Raw genomic sequence first — 18,821 nt, forward strand, 5'->3', positions numbered from 1 at the left:
ACAAGTGCAAAGGGATTTTAGATAGATTAAGGTGCTGTTGCACTACTTTGAGACGCAGCTTGTATTGAATTTGCCTTAGCATCCTGCTCTGCTTTGAGCTTTTCCGCAGCTTCTCGTGCTTCAATACGTGCAATCATATCTGCCTGCTGCTGCTTGTATTTTTCCTGATTTTTAGCATCACTATTCACTGCAAGAAATGCCATACTAATTAAAAATACCGGAATACAAAGTGCAAGCGTACCGAAGATCAATAGCTTTTTTATACTGCGGGGCTGTGGCTGCTCGGACATAACAAACCTGCTTTGACAATCATTTAACTTTCGCCCCTACTATAACAAATTAAAGCTCTTGCTCAAATTTTGAAAATGCGAAAATAAAAAAGGAGCCCTAGCTCCTTTTAATATCTTCGCTTTTATTTTTACTTCGCTGGCATATTTTCTTCAATGAATTCTACAAGCTCTGTATTTTTTAAAACGATTGCTTGAGTATGTGATGCACCATCAACTCCTAGGAAAGTCACATCCGTACCCAAAGCCGCCAAATTCTTTTGCAAGGCATCTGTAACATCATAAGGTACTGCCATATCTTCTTTACCCTGAATAATCATTACCGGTACATTTATTTTTTTGGTAGCAGGCTGATTATCCCTTAAGAAATTTTTCACAGATAAATTTTGATCAAAATTATCAGTCAGCCCTGGATAGTCCACCACTGTTTTCCCAGGATTTTGCTGTAACCATTGATCTATATCCGTACTAAAAGCTGTCATTAAATTTTCTAAACACAGACCATTTTCACCAGTAGTACCTTCAGCACGTTCTGCAACCAGCTCAGATGTGCTTTCAAAGATATCTTGATAAGCAAAATTTGGCTCATAGGCTTTTATTCCAACACCGACATAGGCTGCATAGGCAAGAAGTTCTGAATAAACAGCTTTCGCAGTTCCTGGTTGAACGGCACCAGCACCTTCACCTAAAATCAATTTATTTAAAGCTTGCGGTGCAACTGTACCAATAATATAGCCCAGACTAGATGCAGGTGCTGCTGCAACTGCTGCTTTATAATTTGGATCATTCCCTGCAAACTCTGCTGTACCCAAAGATGCATGTCCACCCTGTGATTGCCCCACAGATACCCATGCACCATTAAATTTATCGCCTTGCTGCTGCTTAAACCCTTTCACTGCATAGATTGCAGATTGTGCGGCACTCTTTAAATGCAGATAAGGATGAATCCCTCGAGTTCCTAAACCCTCATAATCAGGTGCAACGATGACATAACCTTTGGCGAGTAAACTCTCGGCCATTATTTTAAACCGTGGATTAAGAATATTTGAACTTGGTGCACAGCTATCACCACTCCCAACAGTTCCATGCTCCCACACCACTACACGCCAACCGTCTCTCGGTTGTGGAGTTCTAGGATAGATAACCAATGCTGTAGCTTCTGCTGTATTTCCCTGCACATTTGGCATGTTATATCGCATAACTCGAATACTTGATGCTTGGGTTATGACATCCTTGGTATAGGCTTGTTCACTCAAAAAAATCTTTGGCTGGGGGACAAAGATATCATTGTTATCATCATCGCCACACGCAGATAAAAACAGTACTGAAGAACACAGTACGCCCAACATTAATTTCTTATAACCATTCTGCATATTTCTATCCTTTTATTGTTATTCCCTATCTCTTTTTATCGAGATCACTCAAAATTAAGCATAAAAAAAAGCATCCTTATAGGACGCTTTTGTTATTAGCCGATAGATGGTTAGTACCAAAGAGCCAGAAAAATTCCAGAAAAGATTATGAATCCAATCCAGCGGTTATGCCTAAACGCCCAGAAACACAAATGTGGATTTTTATCTCGAGTTTTAAACCATTGGTAAATAAAATCGAGAGCGACAACAATTAATGCAGCCAAACCAAATGGAATCAGTAAATTTTCTAGCCAAAGTGCTACAGCAATCAAAAGAATACTAATGGCCTGCAAAGCGCTAATGATCTGAATATCATATCGACCAAATAAGATCGCGGTTGATTTCACCCCAATCTTTAAATCGTATTCACGATCTGCAATTGCATATTGGGTATCATAGGCTACGGTCCAGGCCAGATTACCAAAATATAGAAGCCAGCAGGTTAAATCCGGCGTTTGTCCAACTGCGGTATAAGCCATCGGAATCGACCAGGAAAATGCTGCACCCAAAAAGACTTGAGGTAAATGGGTATAGCGCTTCATAAAAGGATAAATAAACGCTAAAAATAAAGCCCCAAATGACCAGTAAAAAGTTTCGATTGGCAGAAAAAATAGTAGGCAGGCACTGGCAGACACCAAAACCAGAAATACCATCACAGCTTCTTTGGCACTGATAATCCCAGTCGCTAGCGGACGGTTTTTAGTACGCTCCACATGTGCATCGACTTTACGGTCAGCAAAATCATTAATGGCACAGCCTGCCGCCCGCATAAAAATCACACCCAAAATCATGGGAATTAAAATTTCAATACGTGGCATTCCCTGAGCTGCAATCCACAGCGCCCACATGGTAGGCCAAAAAACCAATTCAGTCCCAATCGGTTTATCAAAACGACAAAGATAATAATAGGCGCTAAGACGCTCACGCCAGGTGATTGCTTGTGCGGTTGCCATAAAAATCAAGCCCGTGAATTTTGTATAAAGTGTTCAAATGCCGGTAAAAATGTTTCTTGTACGATAAATTTACAGCCGTGCCAAGTATAGCAGCTCTGACGGGTCCAGCCCTCATCTAAAAGTACCACCCGACGCTGGCAGAGTGGATTGGTGCGCTGAAACAGAAACAAGCCAATCGGTTTGGTGCCAATATGCTGAAAAATTCGGGCTTTTTTTTGCAGGCTTAAAATCGGAAAGATGCTTTTGGCTTTCACCCAAGGAGATTGTTCCGAGCCGTAGAGATAACTTTCACGCACCCAGGAAGTATGCTGATGTGACATCTGCATCCATTTGGCATTGGCAAAGCCTAAACGCTGAAAATGCTCTTGAATTGGCTCGACATGGAATTGTCCTTGCGCCAAATCGGTCAGTTGTTGCGTGAGTGAACCCGATGCATACAGCCACGGTTTTAACTCAACAGGCAGAGTTGACAGCAACACACGCTGATTTTGATTTCTAGAACGACTATTCATTGTTAACAGTTATCTGTTTTTGCAATGATTTCATATTTGCCTTGTGGGGTTTTAATTAAAATAAAACCTTCAGCACTCAAATAAAATGATTCTGGATAAGCATAATCCAGCGCTATTTCAGGATTTTTCAGCGCCACAAATTGAGCCTGCTTATAACCCTCGGGAGTCCGCCCCACTTCAAGATAAGTCACTTCAGAGAAGTTCAACTTAAAACCTTTGTTATGATCTTTTGGATCAATCCATGGATAAAAGCTGGTGTGCTTTTTACGTTGTGCCATTTAAGCCCATCAATCATTTAAAATTATAAATAGATGATACAAAAAAACCCACGACATGCGCGGGTTTTCTTCGCTTTAATTCGTGATGAATTACAAGCTGTAGTACATATCAAATTCAACTGGGTGAGTAGTCGTGTTTAGACGACGAACTTCTTCAGTTTTAAGCTCGATATAAGCATCAAGCATTTCTTTCGTGAACACGCCACCTTTTAACAGGTAATCATGATCCGCTTGAAGTGCTTCAAGCGCCATATCCAGGCTATGCGCCACTGTAGGGATTTTTGCTTCTTCTTCCGGTGGAAGATCGTACAAGTTCTTGTCAGCAGCTTCACCTGGGTGGATCTTGTTTTGAATACCGTCAAGACCAGCCATCAACAATGCCGCGAAACCTAGGTACGGGTTCATCATTGGATCTGGAAAACGCGCTTCAATACGCTTGCCTTTCGGGCTAGACACGTAAGGAATACGGATAGATGCAGAACGGTTACGCGCTGAGTAAGCAAGCATAATCGGTGCTTCGAAATGTGGAACCAAACGCTTATACGAGTTTGTAGAAGGGTTAGTGATCGCATTCAAAGAACGGGCATGTTTAATTACACCACCGATGAAGTACAACGCCATTTCTGAAAGGCCTGCATATTCATCACCAGCAAACAGGTTTTTGCCGTCTTTAGAGATCGACATATGCACGTGCATACCAGAACCGTTATCGCCAACCATTGGTTTAGGCATAAAGGTTGCTGTTTTTGCATATTGATGCGCAACGTTCCAAACCGCATATTTGAACTGTTGAACTTCGTCTGCTTTACGCACCATAGTGTTGAAGCTCACACCAATTTCTAACTGGCAAGAAGCAACTTCGTGGTGATGTACTTCTACACGACCTGGACCCATGATGTCTTCGATACGCGCACACATGTCTGCACGCATGTCATGTGAAGAATCTACAGGAGGAACTGGGAAGTAACCGCCTTTTACGCGTGGACGGTGACCAGAGTTACCGCCTTCGTAGTCTTTGTTAGTTGACCAAGCAGCTTCTTCAGCGATCAATGTATGGCGCGCGCCAGACATGTCGATTTCCCATTTTACTTCGTCAAATACGAAGAATTCTGGTTCTGGACCAAAGAATGCAGTGTCACCGATACCGGTAGATTTCAAATATTCTTCTGCACGGCGCGCAATCGAACGTGGGTCACGATCATAACCTTGACCAGTTGATGGCTCGATTACGTCACAAGTTACAACAACTGTTGGCTCTGCAAAGAACGGGTCGATAAAACCTGTTGCCGCATCCGGACGTAAAATCATGTCCGATGCTTCGATGCCTTTCCAACCTGCAATTGAAGAACCGTCAAACATTTTGCCGTCTTCAAATGTATCTTCATCAATACTGTCTGCTGGGTAAGTGACGTGTTGTTCTTTACCCTTGGTATCAGTAAAGCGAAAATCGACCCATTTTGCGCCACTTTCTTGTATGAGTTGAAGGACCTTGTTCGCCATGCTCATTTTGCTCCGATGTTTTTGTTGCACCCGTGAAGTGCGTGTTAGCAGTTGATAGTTATTAAGCAATTACCGTACCAACTTTTAAAAGTATAGATAAAATCTTGAAATCTTTATAAGAAATCATGAAGTGACAAAAATACTTTGCGGCTATTATACTAGCTGCAAAACTAAATGCACTATATTCAAGCATTCTTCATTTATTTTATTTCAGCTTTATTTTTTAGCGCACCTAAATAGTGCATGTATCTATAAAGATGTATGAGAAACATAGCTTTTTATAGCAAATATGCTGCTTTTTCTTACTTTTGTTATGTTTTTACTTGTTTTTGGCTAAAAATTGAGCGTTTTTTTGGTAGATATCAGTAAAGAAAATTTTGCGATTCATTTGGGATTGTATGCCTATTATGAGGCACTTTCTTTAAATCTACTTTCAATAGAAAAGTTTATATAAAGCTTAATTATTCAAGTGATGTTTTTTTCATCAAGCATTTTACCTCTCTTTGATCTCATTTTTTCATTTTTAAGTTTTACTCTAAAAAATATTCATTTAAAACTTTCTCTGAGTAAGCCTATTACTTTAAATCATGATTAAAATTTTATTTAATTTTCTATAGGTTTCTAAAGCCAATAAATTGAATGAAATTGTTGCGCCGAATGCAGCTATTTTTTGCTATGATGAAGCGTGCTTTATTTTCACACAATGAAATCAATGATTTAGTTGTGTCAGGCAAGTGCTTGCAACACGTATAAATAAAGTACGATCTGGACAACATTAGCACAGTTAAGTGCATTAATTTCAATAGGTTAAGCTCATGCTTTTAATGATCGACAACTATGACTCCTTTACTTATAACATCGTCCAATATTTTGGCGAACTGAATCAAGAAGTAAAAGTAGTCCGTAATGATGCCGTGACATTGGAAGATATAGAGCGATGGCAACCTAAGTATTTAGTGATTGGCCCCGGCCCGTGCTCGCCAAGTGAGGCAGGAATTTCTATTCCTGCCATTCAGCATTTTGCTGGCAAAATTCCTTTACTGGGCGTTTGTCTTGGTCATCAAAGTATTGGGCAGGCATTTGGCGGTGATATCGTGCGTGCCAAACGTGTCATGCATGGCCGTCTGTCTGATATGTACCACAGTGATACCGGGATTTTCAGCAATCTTCCTTCTCCATTTCCTGCAACGCGCTATCATTCACTGGTGATTGATCAAGCTACCTTGCCCGAATGTCTGGAAGTCACCTGCTGGACCAATGAAGCGGATGGCTCTATGGAAGAAATTATGGGTGTGAAACATAAGACATTGCCGGTCGAAGGCGTGCAGTTCCATCCTGAATCGATTCTGAGCCAGCATGGTCATCAAATCTTTAAAAACTTTCTCGAAATTTATGCCTAAGAACATCTTATGAATATTCAACAAGCTTTAAGCAATATTACTAAAAACATTCACCTGACTCAGGATCAAATGCAAGACGTGATGCGTGCCATCATGTCAGGTGAAGCGACCGATGCCCAGATTGGTGCCCTGCTGATGGGCTTACGCCTAAAAGGCGAAAGCATTGATGAGATTACTGCAGCTGCACGTGTTATGCGTGAACTGGCTACCAAAATTGATGTCAGTGATATTCCATATTTAGTGGACATCGTGGGTACAGGCGGTGATGGCCAGAACCTGTTTAATGTTTCTACTGCTTCTGCATTTGTAATTGCAGCAGCGGGCGCAACCATTGCCAAACATGGTAACCGCGGCGTTTCGACCAAATCAGGTTCGTCAGATTTACTGGAACAGGCCGGGATTAACCTGGACCTGAACATGCAGCAGACTGAACGCTGTATCCGTGATGTCGGTGTCGGTTTCCTGTTTGCACCCAATCATCATCAAGCCATGAAATATGCAATCGGCCCACGCAAAGAATTAGGGATTCGCAGCATTTTCAACTTACTTGGCCCGCTTACGAATCCGGCCGGAGTAAATCGTTTAGTCATTGGCGTATTTTCCAATGAACTCTGCCGTCCGATTGCAGAAGTCATGAAACAGCTCGGTGCTGAACATGTGATGGTGGTGCATTCACGTGATGGTCTGGATGAAATCAGTATTGCCTCTTCAACTCATGTCGCTGAACTGAAAAATGGCGAAGTCACGGAATGGGAAATTATTCCTGAATCGGTCGATATTGAGTCGCAAACCCTGACCGGACTGATTGTGGAAGATTCTGCGCAAAGTCTGGCGTTGATCAAAGATGCACTGGGCAAGAAAAAATCAGACATCGGTGATAAAGCAGCGAACATGATCGCGCTGAATGCCGGCGCAGGTATTTATGTCTCCGGTTTAACCAGCAGCTATAAGCAAGGTGTTGCACTGGCACATGACATTATCTACGGCGGTCAGGCACTTGAAAAAATGAGTGTGCTGTCTGAATTTACCAAAACCATTAAACATTACGAAGCTTAATTCGGTCAGGGATTTTGATCATGGTGGATATCGCAAACACAATTTTAGGCAAGATTGTTGACCGTAAAAAAGAAGAATTTGCCCTACGTTTAAAGCAGAAAAGCTATAAGGATGTCGAAGAACTGGCACAAGCTGCGACACCAGTCCGTGGCTTTGCCCAATCTTTAATGTCTAAACGCCCAGGTGTAATCGCTGAAATTAAAAAGGCTTCTCCATCTAAAGGCGTGATTCGTGAAAACTTTAATCCTGCAGAAATTGCAGCGCAATATCAGGATGCCGGCGCTGCCTGCTTATCTGTACTAACTGATGTGGATTTTTTCCAGGGTGCTGATGAATATATTCAGATTGCCCGTTCACACTGTGATTTGCCTGCGCTGCGTAAAGATTTCCTGATCGATCCTTATGGCGTGATTGAAGCACGTACCTTGCATGCAGACTGTATTTTGCTGATCGTGGCCTGTCTGTCTGATCAGCAGTTAGAGGAAATGTCTAAAACTGCATTTGAACATCATCTGGATGTACTGGTTGAAGTTCACGATGAAGAAGAACTATCCCGTGCTTTAAAACTTTCTGATCGTTGTCTGCTCGGTGTAAATAACCGTAATTTAAAAACCTTTGATGTGGATTTAAACACATCATTACGTTTGAGAAAATTACTGGACCCTTCACGCCTGCTGGTGACTGAAAGTGGTATTGCCACACCTGCGGATGTTGCGATGATGCAGAAAAATGATATTCACGCCTTTCTGGTCGGCGAAAGCTTCATGAAACAGCCACGTCCGGATCATGCTTTCCGCGATCTGTTTGGTGAGCCTGAAGCGGTTTAAAATGTAAATGCTCACCTAAGCATTAAAAAAGCCCAATCTCAGGATTGGGCTTTTTTATTTTCAATATTGAAAAGTAGATCATAGATTCTCGAGCGCATTTAAAATCCTCAGCACTGTCATGAACGCAATTCAGTTCTCCTTTGTCTATTTTCAGACTATAATTCTTGTAAATTCCGCATCTCCCTTGTTTTTACAATTATGAGTAAACACGATTCTTCATTATCTAAAGATCAGTACAACCTGCTGAAATCTTTTAAGAAGCAAATTACACAGCCGCAAACGCCTGCGGTCGTTGTTGCACCAGTTGAAAAGACTATCGAGCAAGAGGCTTTAGAAGAACTTGAATTATTCCGCAAGCAAATGCAGGGCGTGCAAAAAATTGAATCGGGCAATACGGTTCAACTGGACAAGCCACGCAAGAAAAAGCCGGATGCACAAATCCTAGCGAAGCGTGCAGCGGCTACTGGCCCGATGGAAACAGAGGCAATGGCTTTATCAGATACTCAGGCCATGCTCAATCCTGTCGGGAGTCAGGCCAACTTGAGTTACCGCATTGCCACCTTGCAGCATAAAGTTTTTGAAGACTTGAAAGCCGGTAACTTGCGTTGGTTTGAAGCGGTGGATCTGCATGGCTGTACCGTAGAAGAAGCGCGTCAAGCCGTGCTGCAAATTATCCAGATCGCCAAAGATGAAAACCAGAACGTGATTAAAATCGTACATGGTAAAGGTCCGGAAGCGATTTTAAAAACCTATGTCAACGGCTGGCTGCGTCAGCATCGCGATGTTTTGGCTTTTGTCAGTGCACCTGAAAAGCAAGGCGGTACCGGTGCAGTATTGGTTCTGCTCAAACGTGCAGAAAAGAATCCAAAGTTCAAACAGTAAACGGTTTTAGCCTCAAAACAAGGCATTGTAAAAGTTTTCTGCTACAATGCTGTCCTTGTTCATTCTCAGTTTAAGTGAATACGTCATATGACTATGCAGCAATCCTACGCAAACATTCTTACTGCCGTTGGCGAAAATCTAAATCGCCCTGGTCTCAAAGATACGCCTGTGCGCGCTGCGAAAGCATTTTCATATTTAACCTCGGGTTATAGCCAGACACTTGAAGAAGTGACCAACAAGGCGGTCTTCCCTTCCGATAACCGTGAAATGGTCTTGGTCAAAAACATCGAATTTTATTCGTTATGTGAGCATCACTTATTGCCATTTTATGGCCGCGTGCATATCGCCTATTTGCCGGAAGGTCATGTTTTAGGCCTGTCTAAATTTGCCCGCATTACTGAAATGTTTGCACGCCGTTTACAGATTCAGGAAAACCTGACTCAGCAAATTGCAGAAGCCGTGGCTGAAGTCACCAAAGCACGTGGTGTTGCCGTAGTCATTGATTCTGCGCACATGTGCATGATGATGCGCGGTGTAGGCAAGCAGGAATCAACCACACGTACGGTATCATTTATTGGTGATTTTAAAACCGATAAAGAAACACGCCGTGAATTTTTAAGTGCGGTTCCAGAAAGCTATTAATTATTTAAGCTTAAAAATAAGTTACTCAAAGCCTCGATCATTCGGGGTTTTTTGCTTTTGGAGGAATAGATATCAATACTTAACTCCAAAGCTCACTTGCTATAAATGACATCTGTTAACAGGGTTTAAATACCTGTCCCAAAACTTGCTATGTTTCAGTCTAGAACTCAAACAATTCCTGCTTGTGTTTGCAACAAGCCTACACTTGGATACATGATAAAGTTTTAATCCTGCCGCTCTCCCATTAAAGTAATTTGAAGTTGATATACAGCAAAGCGCTTTATATCTTTCTGATTGATTTTTAATGATAAGGAAAGTAACCATGGCGAATAGTAAAAATAACCAGGCGAAAGACAGCAAAAAATCAGCAAAAACTGCTAAAAAGACCCAAGATGAGAAACTGAAAAAGTCGAATAAGAGTAGTGACAAAGACAGTGATCGCAAAGTCACTAAAAAAGCGGCGAGCAGTAAATCTAAAGCGGCATCTTCTAAGAAAGACAATGCCAGCAAAGGTGAAAAAGTGAAGGCGAAGAAAAATTCGAGCTCAAAAGCCAGTGATAAAGCGAAAGACCAAAAGACCTCTTCCGCGAAAAAACCGGCTAAAGCGAAAAGCAGCAACAAGAGTAAAGACGACACTAAAGTGAAAAAGTCTTCTTCAAAAAAATCAGCACCTGCTAAAAAGCAGTCGAGCAGCTCCTCTAAGAGCAAGTCAACCAAGGCTAAAACCTCGAAGACCAGTTCAAAAAAATCGAAGTAAAATAAAAGCCCCTAGCTCTAGAAGACAGGGGCTTTTCTGTATCCTGTCCTTTCGTTTTTATAATTTGTATTAGCTGAAATATTGAGTCATTTTAAATTTCAGAAAAGGCCGAATATGAAGCCATCTGCCCAAATAGCGCCACCAAAACGTCCGTCACGTGTAGTTTCGAATAGTTTTGATTATTCTCTGGACTTTGCAAAGGTTAATTTCCGCAAACGACCGGAGCTCTACCGGATTGGCCGTGGTGAACAAGGTGTATTATTGGTTGAGCCTTATAAATCAGAAATCCTGCCACACTGGCGCTTTGCAGATGAAGAAAAAGCACAAGCTAGCAGTGAGAAAATCTATCAGCTTTTTTTGGACTATTTAAAACAAGAAGATTTTATCGGTGCGGACATGGCACGCAAGTTTTTACAGATGGGTTTTACCCGTGCCCGGCGTTATGCCAATCATAAAGGTGGCAAAAAATATGACGGGCCGGTTCCGGAAGACAAAAAAGGTTTAAGTGGCGCGCATGGCCGTTCCGAGCTGCCACGCAATCAGGAAGATCCTGTTAAAGCCGCTGCTGCCAAAATTTTTAAACAGAAATGGGATGAAGCTAAAAATCATCCCGAATATCTTCAGCAAAAACAGAAATTTCAGGAATTTATAGAGCAGCAATCTGCAACTGGATAAAAACCTTTCATTTAAACTGAGAGTGGTTGTGCGACCGGATTCAAGGACTGATGAGCCATATAGACTCTGTTACGCCCGTTGTTCTTCGCCATATACAAGGCAGAATCTGCCTCATTCAGGAAGCGCTGATAATCCGGATGTCCATCATAAAGCACACAACCAATACTGACCGTAAATTTAAATTGCTGGCCTTGTGCCGAATTAATCATGCCATTTTCAATATATTTACGAATACTTTCGGCAATATTCAGGGCACGTTTCTCATCAGTATCCACCAGTAATAGCAAAAACTCTTCACCGCCGACCCGGAAAGCATAATCACTGCCCTGACTGTATTTTTGCAATGCTTCGGCCAGAAATTTCAAGGCCAGATCACCTGCTGCATGTCCGAATTTGTCATTAATACTTTTGAAATAGTCGGCATCAATAGCAAGTAAAGACAAAGGCGTATGATTCTTACGGGAAAAAGTGATTTCACGTGAAATAATCGTATTCAAATAACGACGATTCAATAACTGGGTCAATGAATCATTACCGGATTCAATATATTCGGCCACCTGAAATAACTGATCTACCAACAACTGAATTTCGCGGTTCAAGTCACGGATCTGCTGGATCAGTCCCAGCATATTGTTTTTGTCCGTACAGTCCATAATATCTTGATTAAGTTCATCGACTTGATAAATTCGCTCAATGATTAAATCGACCTGATCAGAACCGGTAAAAGCATAAGAGGCTTTATGAATAAACCATAAACCAAACTCCGACTTGGACAACATCGGATGATTCAATTTTTCATGCTCAGAAAAGACTTTGAACATAAGTTCATTTTCCCAGTCCAGTAATGAGCTACGCTGTTTATCTTTTTGTACGGCCACATCCTGCATCGCTGAAAAAACACGATAACTGTGTTTAATTTCCTGATTCATGGCTGTTTTAGCTTCATAAGATCGGCACATGACTTCTGTGGCAAATCCCATGATCTGGACAATATAACTGCAGGTGGTCAACATACTGTGGTGAGGATTCTCATCCAGCAGTTCAAACATTTTACGCTCAATTTCACGTACACCGCGCATAATCAGCCAGGATGGAATTCCGACACGCGCATGCACATGCCCCACCATCGCCTGTTTCTGCACGGCATCGGCATAGCGTTTATTAATCCCTACACTAAAGCTTTCAAGTAGCCAGGCATTTAAAGTGTCGCGCAAGCGCTGTTGAATCAAGTCATCGGAAAAAAATTCTGCAGATTCCTTTTCAATGAGCATGTTTTTATAGAATTCTTCCACCAGAATCAGGGAATGATCTTGAATAAAGTGAAAGGCATGCAATAAGTCATCAGATGAATAATTTTGACAGATCTGTTCCCATTGCTCGGCCAGTCTTGCCATGCATTCATTATTCATACTGTCTGTTCCCCAAAACCTTGCAATTTGCACTCACATTATGTGACAAATATAGCAAATATCAGGTATTTTTCCTAAAATATCGACCAGATTATTTGTACCAAACCAAGCCAATCTTTTTATACAAGGGAAAACTAAACAGTAGCCTCATGGATACACAGCACTTTATCAATAGTTTTAAATAAATCTTAAAAATACCGAATCAAACCAAGACTCCATTGATCCCAGTCTTTGGACTGCTGTTGCTGATATTCCCAAGACAGCCGAAGTGCATGTTGTGGATTGAATGCATATTGGAGTTCAGTATTCAGTTTCAGCTGCCAGCGATGCGAATCTTCCCAATAAGGCAGTTCCACCTGCACCAGACTGTTAATCTGATCGCTCCAGATATTCTGGCACCCCACAGTAGGGCCAGCACCTACGCGCCAGCCTTGATCCAGTGCCTTGCCTGCCTGTAGCTGAGTTTGCATTTGCGCATAACATAGATGTTCACGGCTGGCATTTGCCCAGCTATAACCACCCTGAGTTTTTAAGCTGGCGACGCCATGCTGTTCATCTTCACTAAACTGGCCATGCGCATCCAGTGCCTCCTGTTGCCAGCCCAGATTAAAACCCCAGGACAATGGCGTATTAAACGGATTGACCGGGTTATAGGAATTGACGGTAAATAGATCAAGCTGTTCCAGTTTGAGCTCACTGTCACGATATTGCAAAGCCCCATCTAGAAACAATAATTGTGTGCCTGTTCGAAAACCACCTTGCGGATCGATAAGATCATGATAGGCCTGCCGATGTCCAAGCTGGACAAAAGATTCACCCTGAACCTGTCCGGCCTGAAGACTGATATTGCGTGCATGATGGCTTTGTACCGGATCTATTTTTGAACGTTCCGGTGCTTTACGCTGTTTCTCGACATTTAGCTGGCTTCTTAAGCCTAATAACTTGCGAAAACGTGGTTGAGCAAAAGATTCATCGACTTTTTGTCGAAGAAAGTCCAGATATAAATGATCATAGGCCATTTCCAGAATTTTGGCCTGATCTTCTGCCGGATAAGGCTGCAAGATTGAAGGCATTACACCTGTTTCTGCATAAGCCAGCTGATGCGCAGTTTTTGCCAGCGCTTTGCCATGCTGTCTGGACTGTGCCAGCAATTGAGTTTCAAGCGCCGGACGGTAAACTTTCTGTTTAATCAAGCCTTGCCGTTCTACGACTTTCAGTGTTTCAATCGGAATCGCAGTCGAATTAAACTGTTTCTGTAGATTTAACTCGGGACGTACCAGATCAAACAATCCCAGTAGGCGATAAGCGCAATTATCATTGACAAAATAATAAGGGAAACTTACATTTTGCATTTCCCAGAGATGCTGTACCAGAAACCTGGTTTCTTGCGGGCTTAAGTTTAATTCATATTCCCATAAATCCCGGCTTTCAAAGTCACCATACTCTTTGACCTTGCGGTAATACGGCATCAGGGAATATTCACCCGGATATTGTCCGGTCAGTCCTTTCCAGGCAAAGGACCAGTTATCATTGCCATCGACCGTTGCGGCATAGTTGACTGCATAGGAAATCAGATTGAGTTGTTGCTGGTCTTTAGGGTCCAGCCGCAATAAGGTATGCCCGAACATGGAGCTGGGATTACCCATAAAATCCGTAGCATAGATCAGGGTTGCCTGATAAGGCTTGACCTCGCCAATCCATTTATCTAAATCCGGACAACTAACCTTAGGCAATTGTTGCTCGGAAATATTCAATTGTTGCATTAACCAGCTGCTGCGTGCCGGAAACTTACAGCGAATAGACTGATTCGGCTCTGCGCTCAGGAATAAAGCCTGAATGTTATGCTGCATTTCTTTTTTTAGATCAGTTTTTCCCTGCTCTGCCAGGAAATAGCCCGAATAGTTAACCTCGCTATGACCTTCGGGATTAGCATACATCAGACGCTGCCAGGTGGTGCTCTGATCCAGACGCAGGGTTTCGGCCTGAGCTATATAATGCTGGATGTCTGGATTAATTTCGCTAGAAAAACTTAAAGGGCTGAATGTCAGGCCCAACATGAAGAACGCATATTTCATTCAGTTAACTTATTCTCATCAATTTCTTTTAGTCATAAGAAAACCCTGCCAGAACAGCAGGGTTTTTAGGGTGCGGATCAGATGTAGGATTTCAATACTTCATCTTTGGCCATCACAGTTTGTAAGGTGCTTAAAACTTGTAATGTATTCTGGTTTTCTTCGGAATAAATTTCAGAGAAATTCTGCTTGGAAACGCTAAAGAAACGAGCTTTATCTTCAGATTTAATATTCAAAAGTTCAGCCAGAACATTCAGGCTTTCACCCTCTCCAACTGCCATATCACGCGCCAATGCTTCAGCGTTTTCATTGGTAAAGGTCACCACTTGAGCGGTTACGGTACCGCCCTGGCTACAACCTAAAGTACCAAAAGTGATCCCGAGCCACTGATTCGTGAACAGAACGTTGGTCGTACCTGCAAAGAGTTTAGGAATAATACCAGACTGACCCGCCCACACCTGGCTTCCGATACCACAACCGACATCTCGGTCAGCCATCGCCATGCTTGAACCAGTCGCCAATACCGCCGCCAGCATAATTTTTTTCAACATAGTTATTCTCCAATTATTCTCATGCAATCTTTGTTATTACTCTAATAATGTAATTTAAATTACATACTCAGCAGAGTAGCGACAAGTCAAGTTTGGCGCAATTGAAAAAATGTATGCTTTACATAAACATAACCTGATTGATTTTACTATTCCTTGAGCGCCCAATCGCCTTGTGAATTACGCTGTCCCAAGATTTTCAGTACTAACACCAGACTCAGCAATAACAACAAATACCAGGAGCCCAGTTTGCCCCATCCCACCATATGCCATTGCTCAATCTGGCTTGGATAGAGCCAGATCTGGTAAAAGGTACTGATGTTCTCGGCAATCCAGATAATAAACGCCAGAATCAGCAGTACGGGTAACATCGGCAACTGAAAAGTATGCCGATTCAGCTGAAAGCGAATTCTGGTTTTCCAGAACATCAGCACGCTCCAGACAAATAAAATCACCCGATAATCGGGAATAAAAAACTTGCTCATAAAGTTGATATAAGACAAGACAGCCAATGTCAGCATATGGCTAAAACGCGGCAATTTTTCAAATGAAACCTGATATAGACGTAAAGAGCGCGCAAAAAAACTGCCGACCGCAGAATACATAAAACCGGCAAATAAAGGCACGGTCAGGATTTTAAATATTGCGGGTTGAGGGTAATGCCAGGAAGCAATTGCCGGATGGGTCAGGAAGATTTCCATCACCATGGCCATGAGATGAAATAACGCAATCACTTTGGCTTCAGCCCAGGATTCCAGTTTGGTATAGAGCAATATCACCTGAATCAGCAAAGCAAAAAAAAGCAGATAGTCATACCGGTAAAAACCAAAGAAGAGATCGCTGCCCATAGAAGCAGTCAGCGCAAAAGCGAGCAGGAGCAAAATCCCAAATAAGGCAGCCGAAGCTGCCTTATAAGTAAATTCAAACCCTGATTTGAATAGATCGATCAAGGTTTACATCCTAAAGATATTTGGCACTATACTCATGTACGGTATCAATAAATGCTTTTGGATTCGCCGGATCAACCCACTGAGTAATACCATGACCTAAATTGGCAACATAACCGGTTTTCTCGCCATTGGCATAGGCATCATCCAGCATGGCTTTTGTCGCTTTAATGATGGTGTCTGATGAACCATATAAAGTTGCAGGATCCAGGTTACCCTGAAGTGCTGCACGACCAGCAACCGTTTGACGAGCGACATTCAATGGCGTGGTCCAGTCCAGACCAAATGCATCTGCGCCTGTCGTAATCATCGGTTCCAACCATTGACCGCCACCTTTGGTAAACAGAATTACCGGAATCTTGCGGCCGTCTTTCTCACGTTGCAAACCAGCGACAATCTTCTGCATATAGTTCAGCGAGAACTCGATATATTCACGATGTGCTAATGCCCCACCCCAACTATCAAAGATCTGTACCGCTTGTGCACCCGCATCGATCTGCGTATTCAAATATTCAGTCACTGCATCAGCCAGACGATCCAGTAAAGCATGCAAAACTTCAGGCTGCGCATACATCATCTGTTTGGTAAAACGGAAATCCTTGCTTGAACCGCCTTCGACCATATACGTTGCCAGAGTCCATGGACTGCCCGAGAAACCAATCAGAGGAACCTGACCGCCCAAGGCTGAACGAATGGTCGAAACGGCATTCATCACATAATCCAGATCCGACTTGGCATTAAATGCAGGCAGATTGGCGACATCCTGTTCGGTACGGATGGTCTTGTGAAATTTCGGGCCTTCACCGGCTTCAAAATACAGCCCCAGTCCCAAAGCATCCGGAACCGTCAAGATATCCGAGAATAAAATCGCGGCATCAAGATCATAACGGCGTAAAGGCTGCAAAGTTACTTCACAGGCCAGTTCAGTATTCTTGCAAAGCGAAAGGAAATCTCCTGCCTTGGTACGCGTTTCGCGGTACTCAGGCAAATAACGGCCAGCCTGACGCATCATCCATACTGGCGTAGCATCTACAGGCTCACGCAACAATGCGCGCAGAAAACGATCATTTTTTAAGGTCGTCATTCACATTCCCATCTTTCTTTGACATTGCCAACATCATAGCAAAAAGGCCGCAGTTTTAATAACTTCTGGCAACTTTAAAAACCGATCGGATTGAACGGCAACCTAGTGATTTACACAAAACAACTACTGCATCTCCACATTTTTTCTGTAATACTTATAGTGTTTTTTCACATAGTTAAAGAAATAATTCTTAAGGTTGAGTTACATGTTCGTTCGCACAATGCTCGCTGTGAGTCTAGGTTGCATTTTCGCAGGTCAAGTTTTTGCCGCGTCTACTGCTGAACAACCATTAAAACCCCAAGTGGTGACTGATGTTGCAGTGCAAGATCCGATTGATCCATTAGCAACTGAAGCTTCAGCGGCCCAAGCAGCACCTGCAGAAGCGCAAATTACCGCACAAGAACAACAAGACTTAAAACAGGCATCTGAAGCGCTGAATGAGCTACAGGATACCGAAGATCAGACTGCTTCTATTGGCGCAGCACCAAATACCAAAGCACCGACTAACTCTGCAGCGACCAAAGCTTCGTGGACTTTAGACGGCTTAAATAATGCCCAGTGGTATGAAAATATCGGTGCAGGTCAATTCCCAGTTTACGCACGTGCACATGTCATGCTGAATAATGCCCATGCATCACCGGGGGCGATTGACGGAACCAGCGGTAAAAATACACTAAAAGCCATTGCATCTTTCCAGCAAATGAATGGCATTAAACCGACAGGTGTTTTGACTCAGGAAACCTGGGATAAACTAGTTGCACGTCAGGGTTCTAAGCCAGCCTTTGTTGAATACACCATTACTGAAAAAGATCTGGCAGGCCCATTTGCCAAGTCTATTCCTTCAGATTATGCGTTACAGGCGAAAATGAAAGGCCTGTACTACACACGTGTCAGTGAAATGTTAAGTGAAAAATTCCATATGGATGAGAATTTTTTAAAGAAACTCAATCCAAATGCCAACTTTAATAAAGTTGGTGAAAAATTACTGGTCAGTAATGTACGTAATGACTTGCCTGAAGGTATTCACTTGATTGTTGCACATAAAGGTGCGAAACAACTGTACTTATTTAACAGTAAAAATCAAATGATCGCGTCATTCCCTGCCACCATTGGTAGTGCGGATACACCATCTCCGACCGGAACCTATAAAGTAACAGGTGTTGCACCAAACCCTTGGTACAGCTACTCACCGTCTAACTTTGTACAAGGTAAAAACTTAAAACCACTGTCTTTACCACCGGGTCCTAACGGTCCTGTCGGGAATATCTGGATTGGTTTAAGCAAGAAATCCTTCGGTATTCACGGGACACCAAATCCATCTACCATTTCGAAAACAGCGTCACATGGTTGTATTCGTTTAACTAACTGGGATGCCAATGATCTTGGCCGTAAAGTCAAATCTGGCGTAACGGTTCGTTTCTTAGAATGATGACCGGTCTAACGATTTAAATAAAACAGCCTGCTTTTGAGCGGGCTTTTTTATTCCTTATGTTTACTTTCAGCTCTGTCGTTGCAAAAATGCAATGATCTGTCGCCTATTTGAGATTTTTTCAATTATAAAACGACAGTATGATGATCTC

The 18,821-nt window shown here is 42.5% G+C and carries 19 protein-coding genes; 8 read left to right on the forward strand and 11 right to left on the reverse strand.

Translation table 11 applies throughout. The features are described from left to right. Positions 1 to 26: 26 nt before the first annotated feature. The 6 genes from NI462_RS03340 to glnA form a co-directional block, all read right to left on the reverse strand. Complete coding sequence (locus NI462_RS03340; RefSeq protein ID WP_253159091.1) at positions 27 to 290, reverse strand: hypothetical protein; 264 nt, start codon at positions 288 to 290, stop codon at positions 27 to 29. Between the two features lie 128 nt (positions 291 to 418). Further along, a complete protein-coding gene (locus tag NI462_RS03345; protein WP_253113860.1) occupies positions 419 to 1,660 on the reverse strand; it encodes a lipase family protein in 1,242 nt (413 codons plus the stop codon). Between the two features lie 110 nt (positions 1,661 to 1,770). Continuing rightward, positions 1,771 to 2,652 carry a 4-hydroxybenzoate octaprenyltransferase gene (ubiA, locus tag NI462_RS03350; RefSeq protein ID WP_253159093.1) on the reverse strand — a complete coding sequence of 294 codons (882 nt, stop codon included), beginning with the start codon at positions 2,650 to 2,652 and terminating at the stop codon, positions 1,771 to 1,773. A 5-nt stretch (positions 2,653 to 2,657) separates the two neighbouring features. After that, positions 2,658 to 3,164, reverse strand: a complete 507-nt coding sequence (locus tag NI462_RS03355; RefSeq protein WP_071851873.1) for a chorismate--pyruvate lyase family protein — start codon at positions 3,162 to 3,164, stop codon at positions 2,658 to 2,660. Between the two features lie 2 nt (positions 3,165 to 3,166). Continuing rightward, positions 3,167 to 3,442: a hypothetical protein gene (locus tag NI462_RS03360; protein ID WP_004279642.1), complete on the reverse strand. Its 276-nt coding sequence runs from the start codon at positions 3,440 to 3,442 to the stop codon at positions 3,167 to 3,169. Between the two features lie 90 nt (positions 3,443 to 3,532). Beyond that, positions 3,533 to 4,948: a type I glutamate--ammonia ligase gene (glnA, locus tag NI462_RS03365; protein WP_004279641.1), complete on the reverse strand. Its 1,416-nt coding sequence runs from the start codon at positions 4,946 to 4,948 to the stop codon at positions 3,533 to 3,535. Positions 4,949 to 5,757: 809 nt separating this feature from the next. On the opposite strand from glnA, the gene NI462_RS03370 reads away from it, so the two are divergent. The 7 genes from NI462_RS03370 to NI462_RS03400 all read left to right on the forward strand — a co-directional run bounded on the left by NI462_RS03370 (position 5,758) and on the right by NI462_RS03400 (position 11,181). Beyond that, positions 5,758 to 6,342, forward strand: coding sequence for an anthranilate synthase component II (locus NI462_RS03370; RefSeq protein ID WP_004646400.1), 585 nt, complete (start codon positions 5,758 to 5,760; stop codon positions 6,340 to 6,342). A 9-nt stretch (positions 6,343 to 6,351) separates the two neighbouring features. Further along, complete coding sequence (trpD, locus tag NI462_RS03375; RefSeq protein ID WP_064095533.1) at positions 6,352 to 7,398, forward strand: anthranilate phosphoribosyltransferase; 1,047 nt, start codon at positions 6,352 to 6,354, stop codon at positions 7,396 to 7,398. A 20-nt stretch (positions 7,399 to 7,418) separates the two neighbouring features. Next, entirely contained in the window at positions 7,419 to 8,225 is an 807-nt protein-coding gene (trpC, locus tag NI462_RS03380) for an indole-3-glycerol phosphate synthase TrpC (RefSeq protein ID WP_253159095.1), read from the forward strand. 198 nt (positions 8,226 to 8,423) lie between these two features. Continuing rightward, a complete protein-coding gene (locus NI462_RS03385; protein ID WP_253159097.1) occupies positions 8,424 to 9,107 on the forward strand; it encodes a Smr/MutS family protein in 684 nt (227 codons plus the stop codon). 93 nt (positions 9,108 to 9,200) lie between these two features. Next, positions 9,201 to 9,749: a GTP cyclohydrolase I FolE gene (gene folE / locus NI462_RS03390; protein ID WP_253159321.1), complete on the forward strand. Its 549-nt coding sequence runs from the start codon at positions 9,201 to 9,203 to the stop codon at positions 9,747 to 9,749. 322 nt (positions 9,750 to 10,071) lie between these two features. Beyond that, positions 10,072 to 10,506 carry a hypothetical protein gene (locus NI462_RS03395; RefSeq protein ID WP_253159099.1) on the forward strand — a complete coding sequence of 145 codons (435 nt, stop codon included), beginning with the start codon at positions 10,072 to 10,074 and terminating at the stop codon, positions 10,504 to 10,506. A gap of 114 nt (positions 10,507 to 10,620) precedes the next feature. Next, on the forward strand, positions 10,621 to 11,181 hold the full coding sequence (locus tag NI462_RS03400; protein ID WP_253159101.1) for a DUF4385 domain-containing protein: 561 nt from the start codon (positions 10,621 to 10,623) through the stop codon (positions 11,179 to 11,181). Positions 11,182 to 11,192: 11 nt separating this feature from the next. Here NI462_RS03400 and NI462_RS03405 read toward each other — a convergent pair whose 3' ends face one another. From NI462_RS03405 to hemE, 5 genes are all read right to left on the reverse strand, one after another. Further along, complete coding sequence (locus NI462_RS03405) at positions 11,193 to 12,590, reverse strand: diguanylate cyclase (protein WP_253159103.1); 1,398 nt, start codon at positions 12,588 to 12,590, stop codon at positions 11,193 to 11,195. Between the two features lie 188 nt (positions 12,591 to 12,778). After that, complete coding sequence (locus NI462_RS03410; RefSeq protein WP_253159105.1) at positions 12,779 to 14,665, reverse strand: Lnb N-terminal periplasmic domain-containing protein; 1,887 nt, start codon at positions 14,663 to 14,665, stop codon at positions 12,779 to 12,781. Between the two features lie 77 nt (positions 14,666 to 14,742). Further along, positions 14,743 to 15,213: a DUF3015 family protein gene (locus NI462_RS03415; RefSeq protein ID WP_004279577.1), complete on the reverse strand. Its 471-nt coding sequence runs from the start codon at positions 15,211 to 15,213 to the stop codon at positions 14,743 to 14,745. Positions 15,214 to 15,359: 146 nt separating this feature from the next. Further along, entirely contained in the window at positions 15,360 to 16,160 is an 801-nt protein-coding gene (locus NI462_RS03420; protein ID WP_253159107.1) for a DUF817 family protein, read from the reverse strand. Positions 16,161 to 16,170: 10 nt separating this feature from the next. Next, entirely contained in the window at positions 16,171 to 17,241 is a 1,071-nt protein-coding gene (hemE, locus tag NI462_RS03425; RefSeq protein WP_253159109.1) for a uroporphyrinogen decarboxylase, read from the reverse strand. Between the two features lie 205 nt (positions 17,242 to 17,446). Here hemE and NI462_RS03430 point away from each other — a divergent pair, with 205 nt between their 5' ends. Beyond that, positions 17,447 to 18,670: a L,D-transpeptidase family protein gene (locus NI462_RS03430; protein WP_044110271.1), complete on the forward strand. Its 1,224-nt coding sequence runs from the start codon at positions 17,447 to 17,449 to the stop codon at positions 18,668 to 18,670. The last annotated feature ends 151 nt before the right edge of the window (positions 18,671 to 18,821 follow it).

Source organism: Acinetobacter lwoffii, assembly GCF_024129715.1.
Taxonomy (GTDB): Bacteria; Pseudomonadota; Gammaproteobacteria; order Pseudomonadales; family Moraxellaceae; genus Acinetobacter; species Acinetobacter lwoffii_U.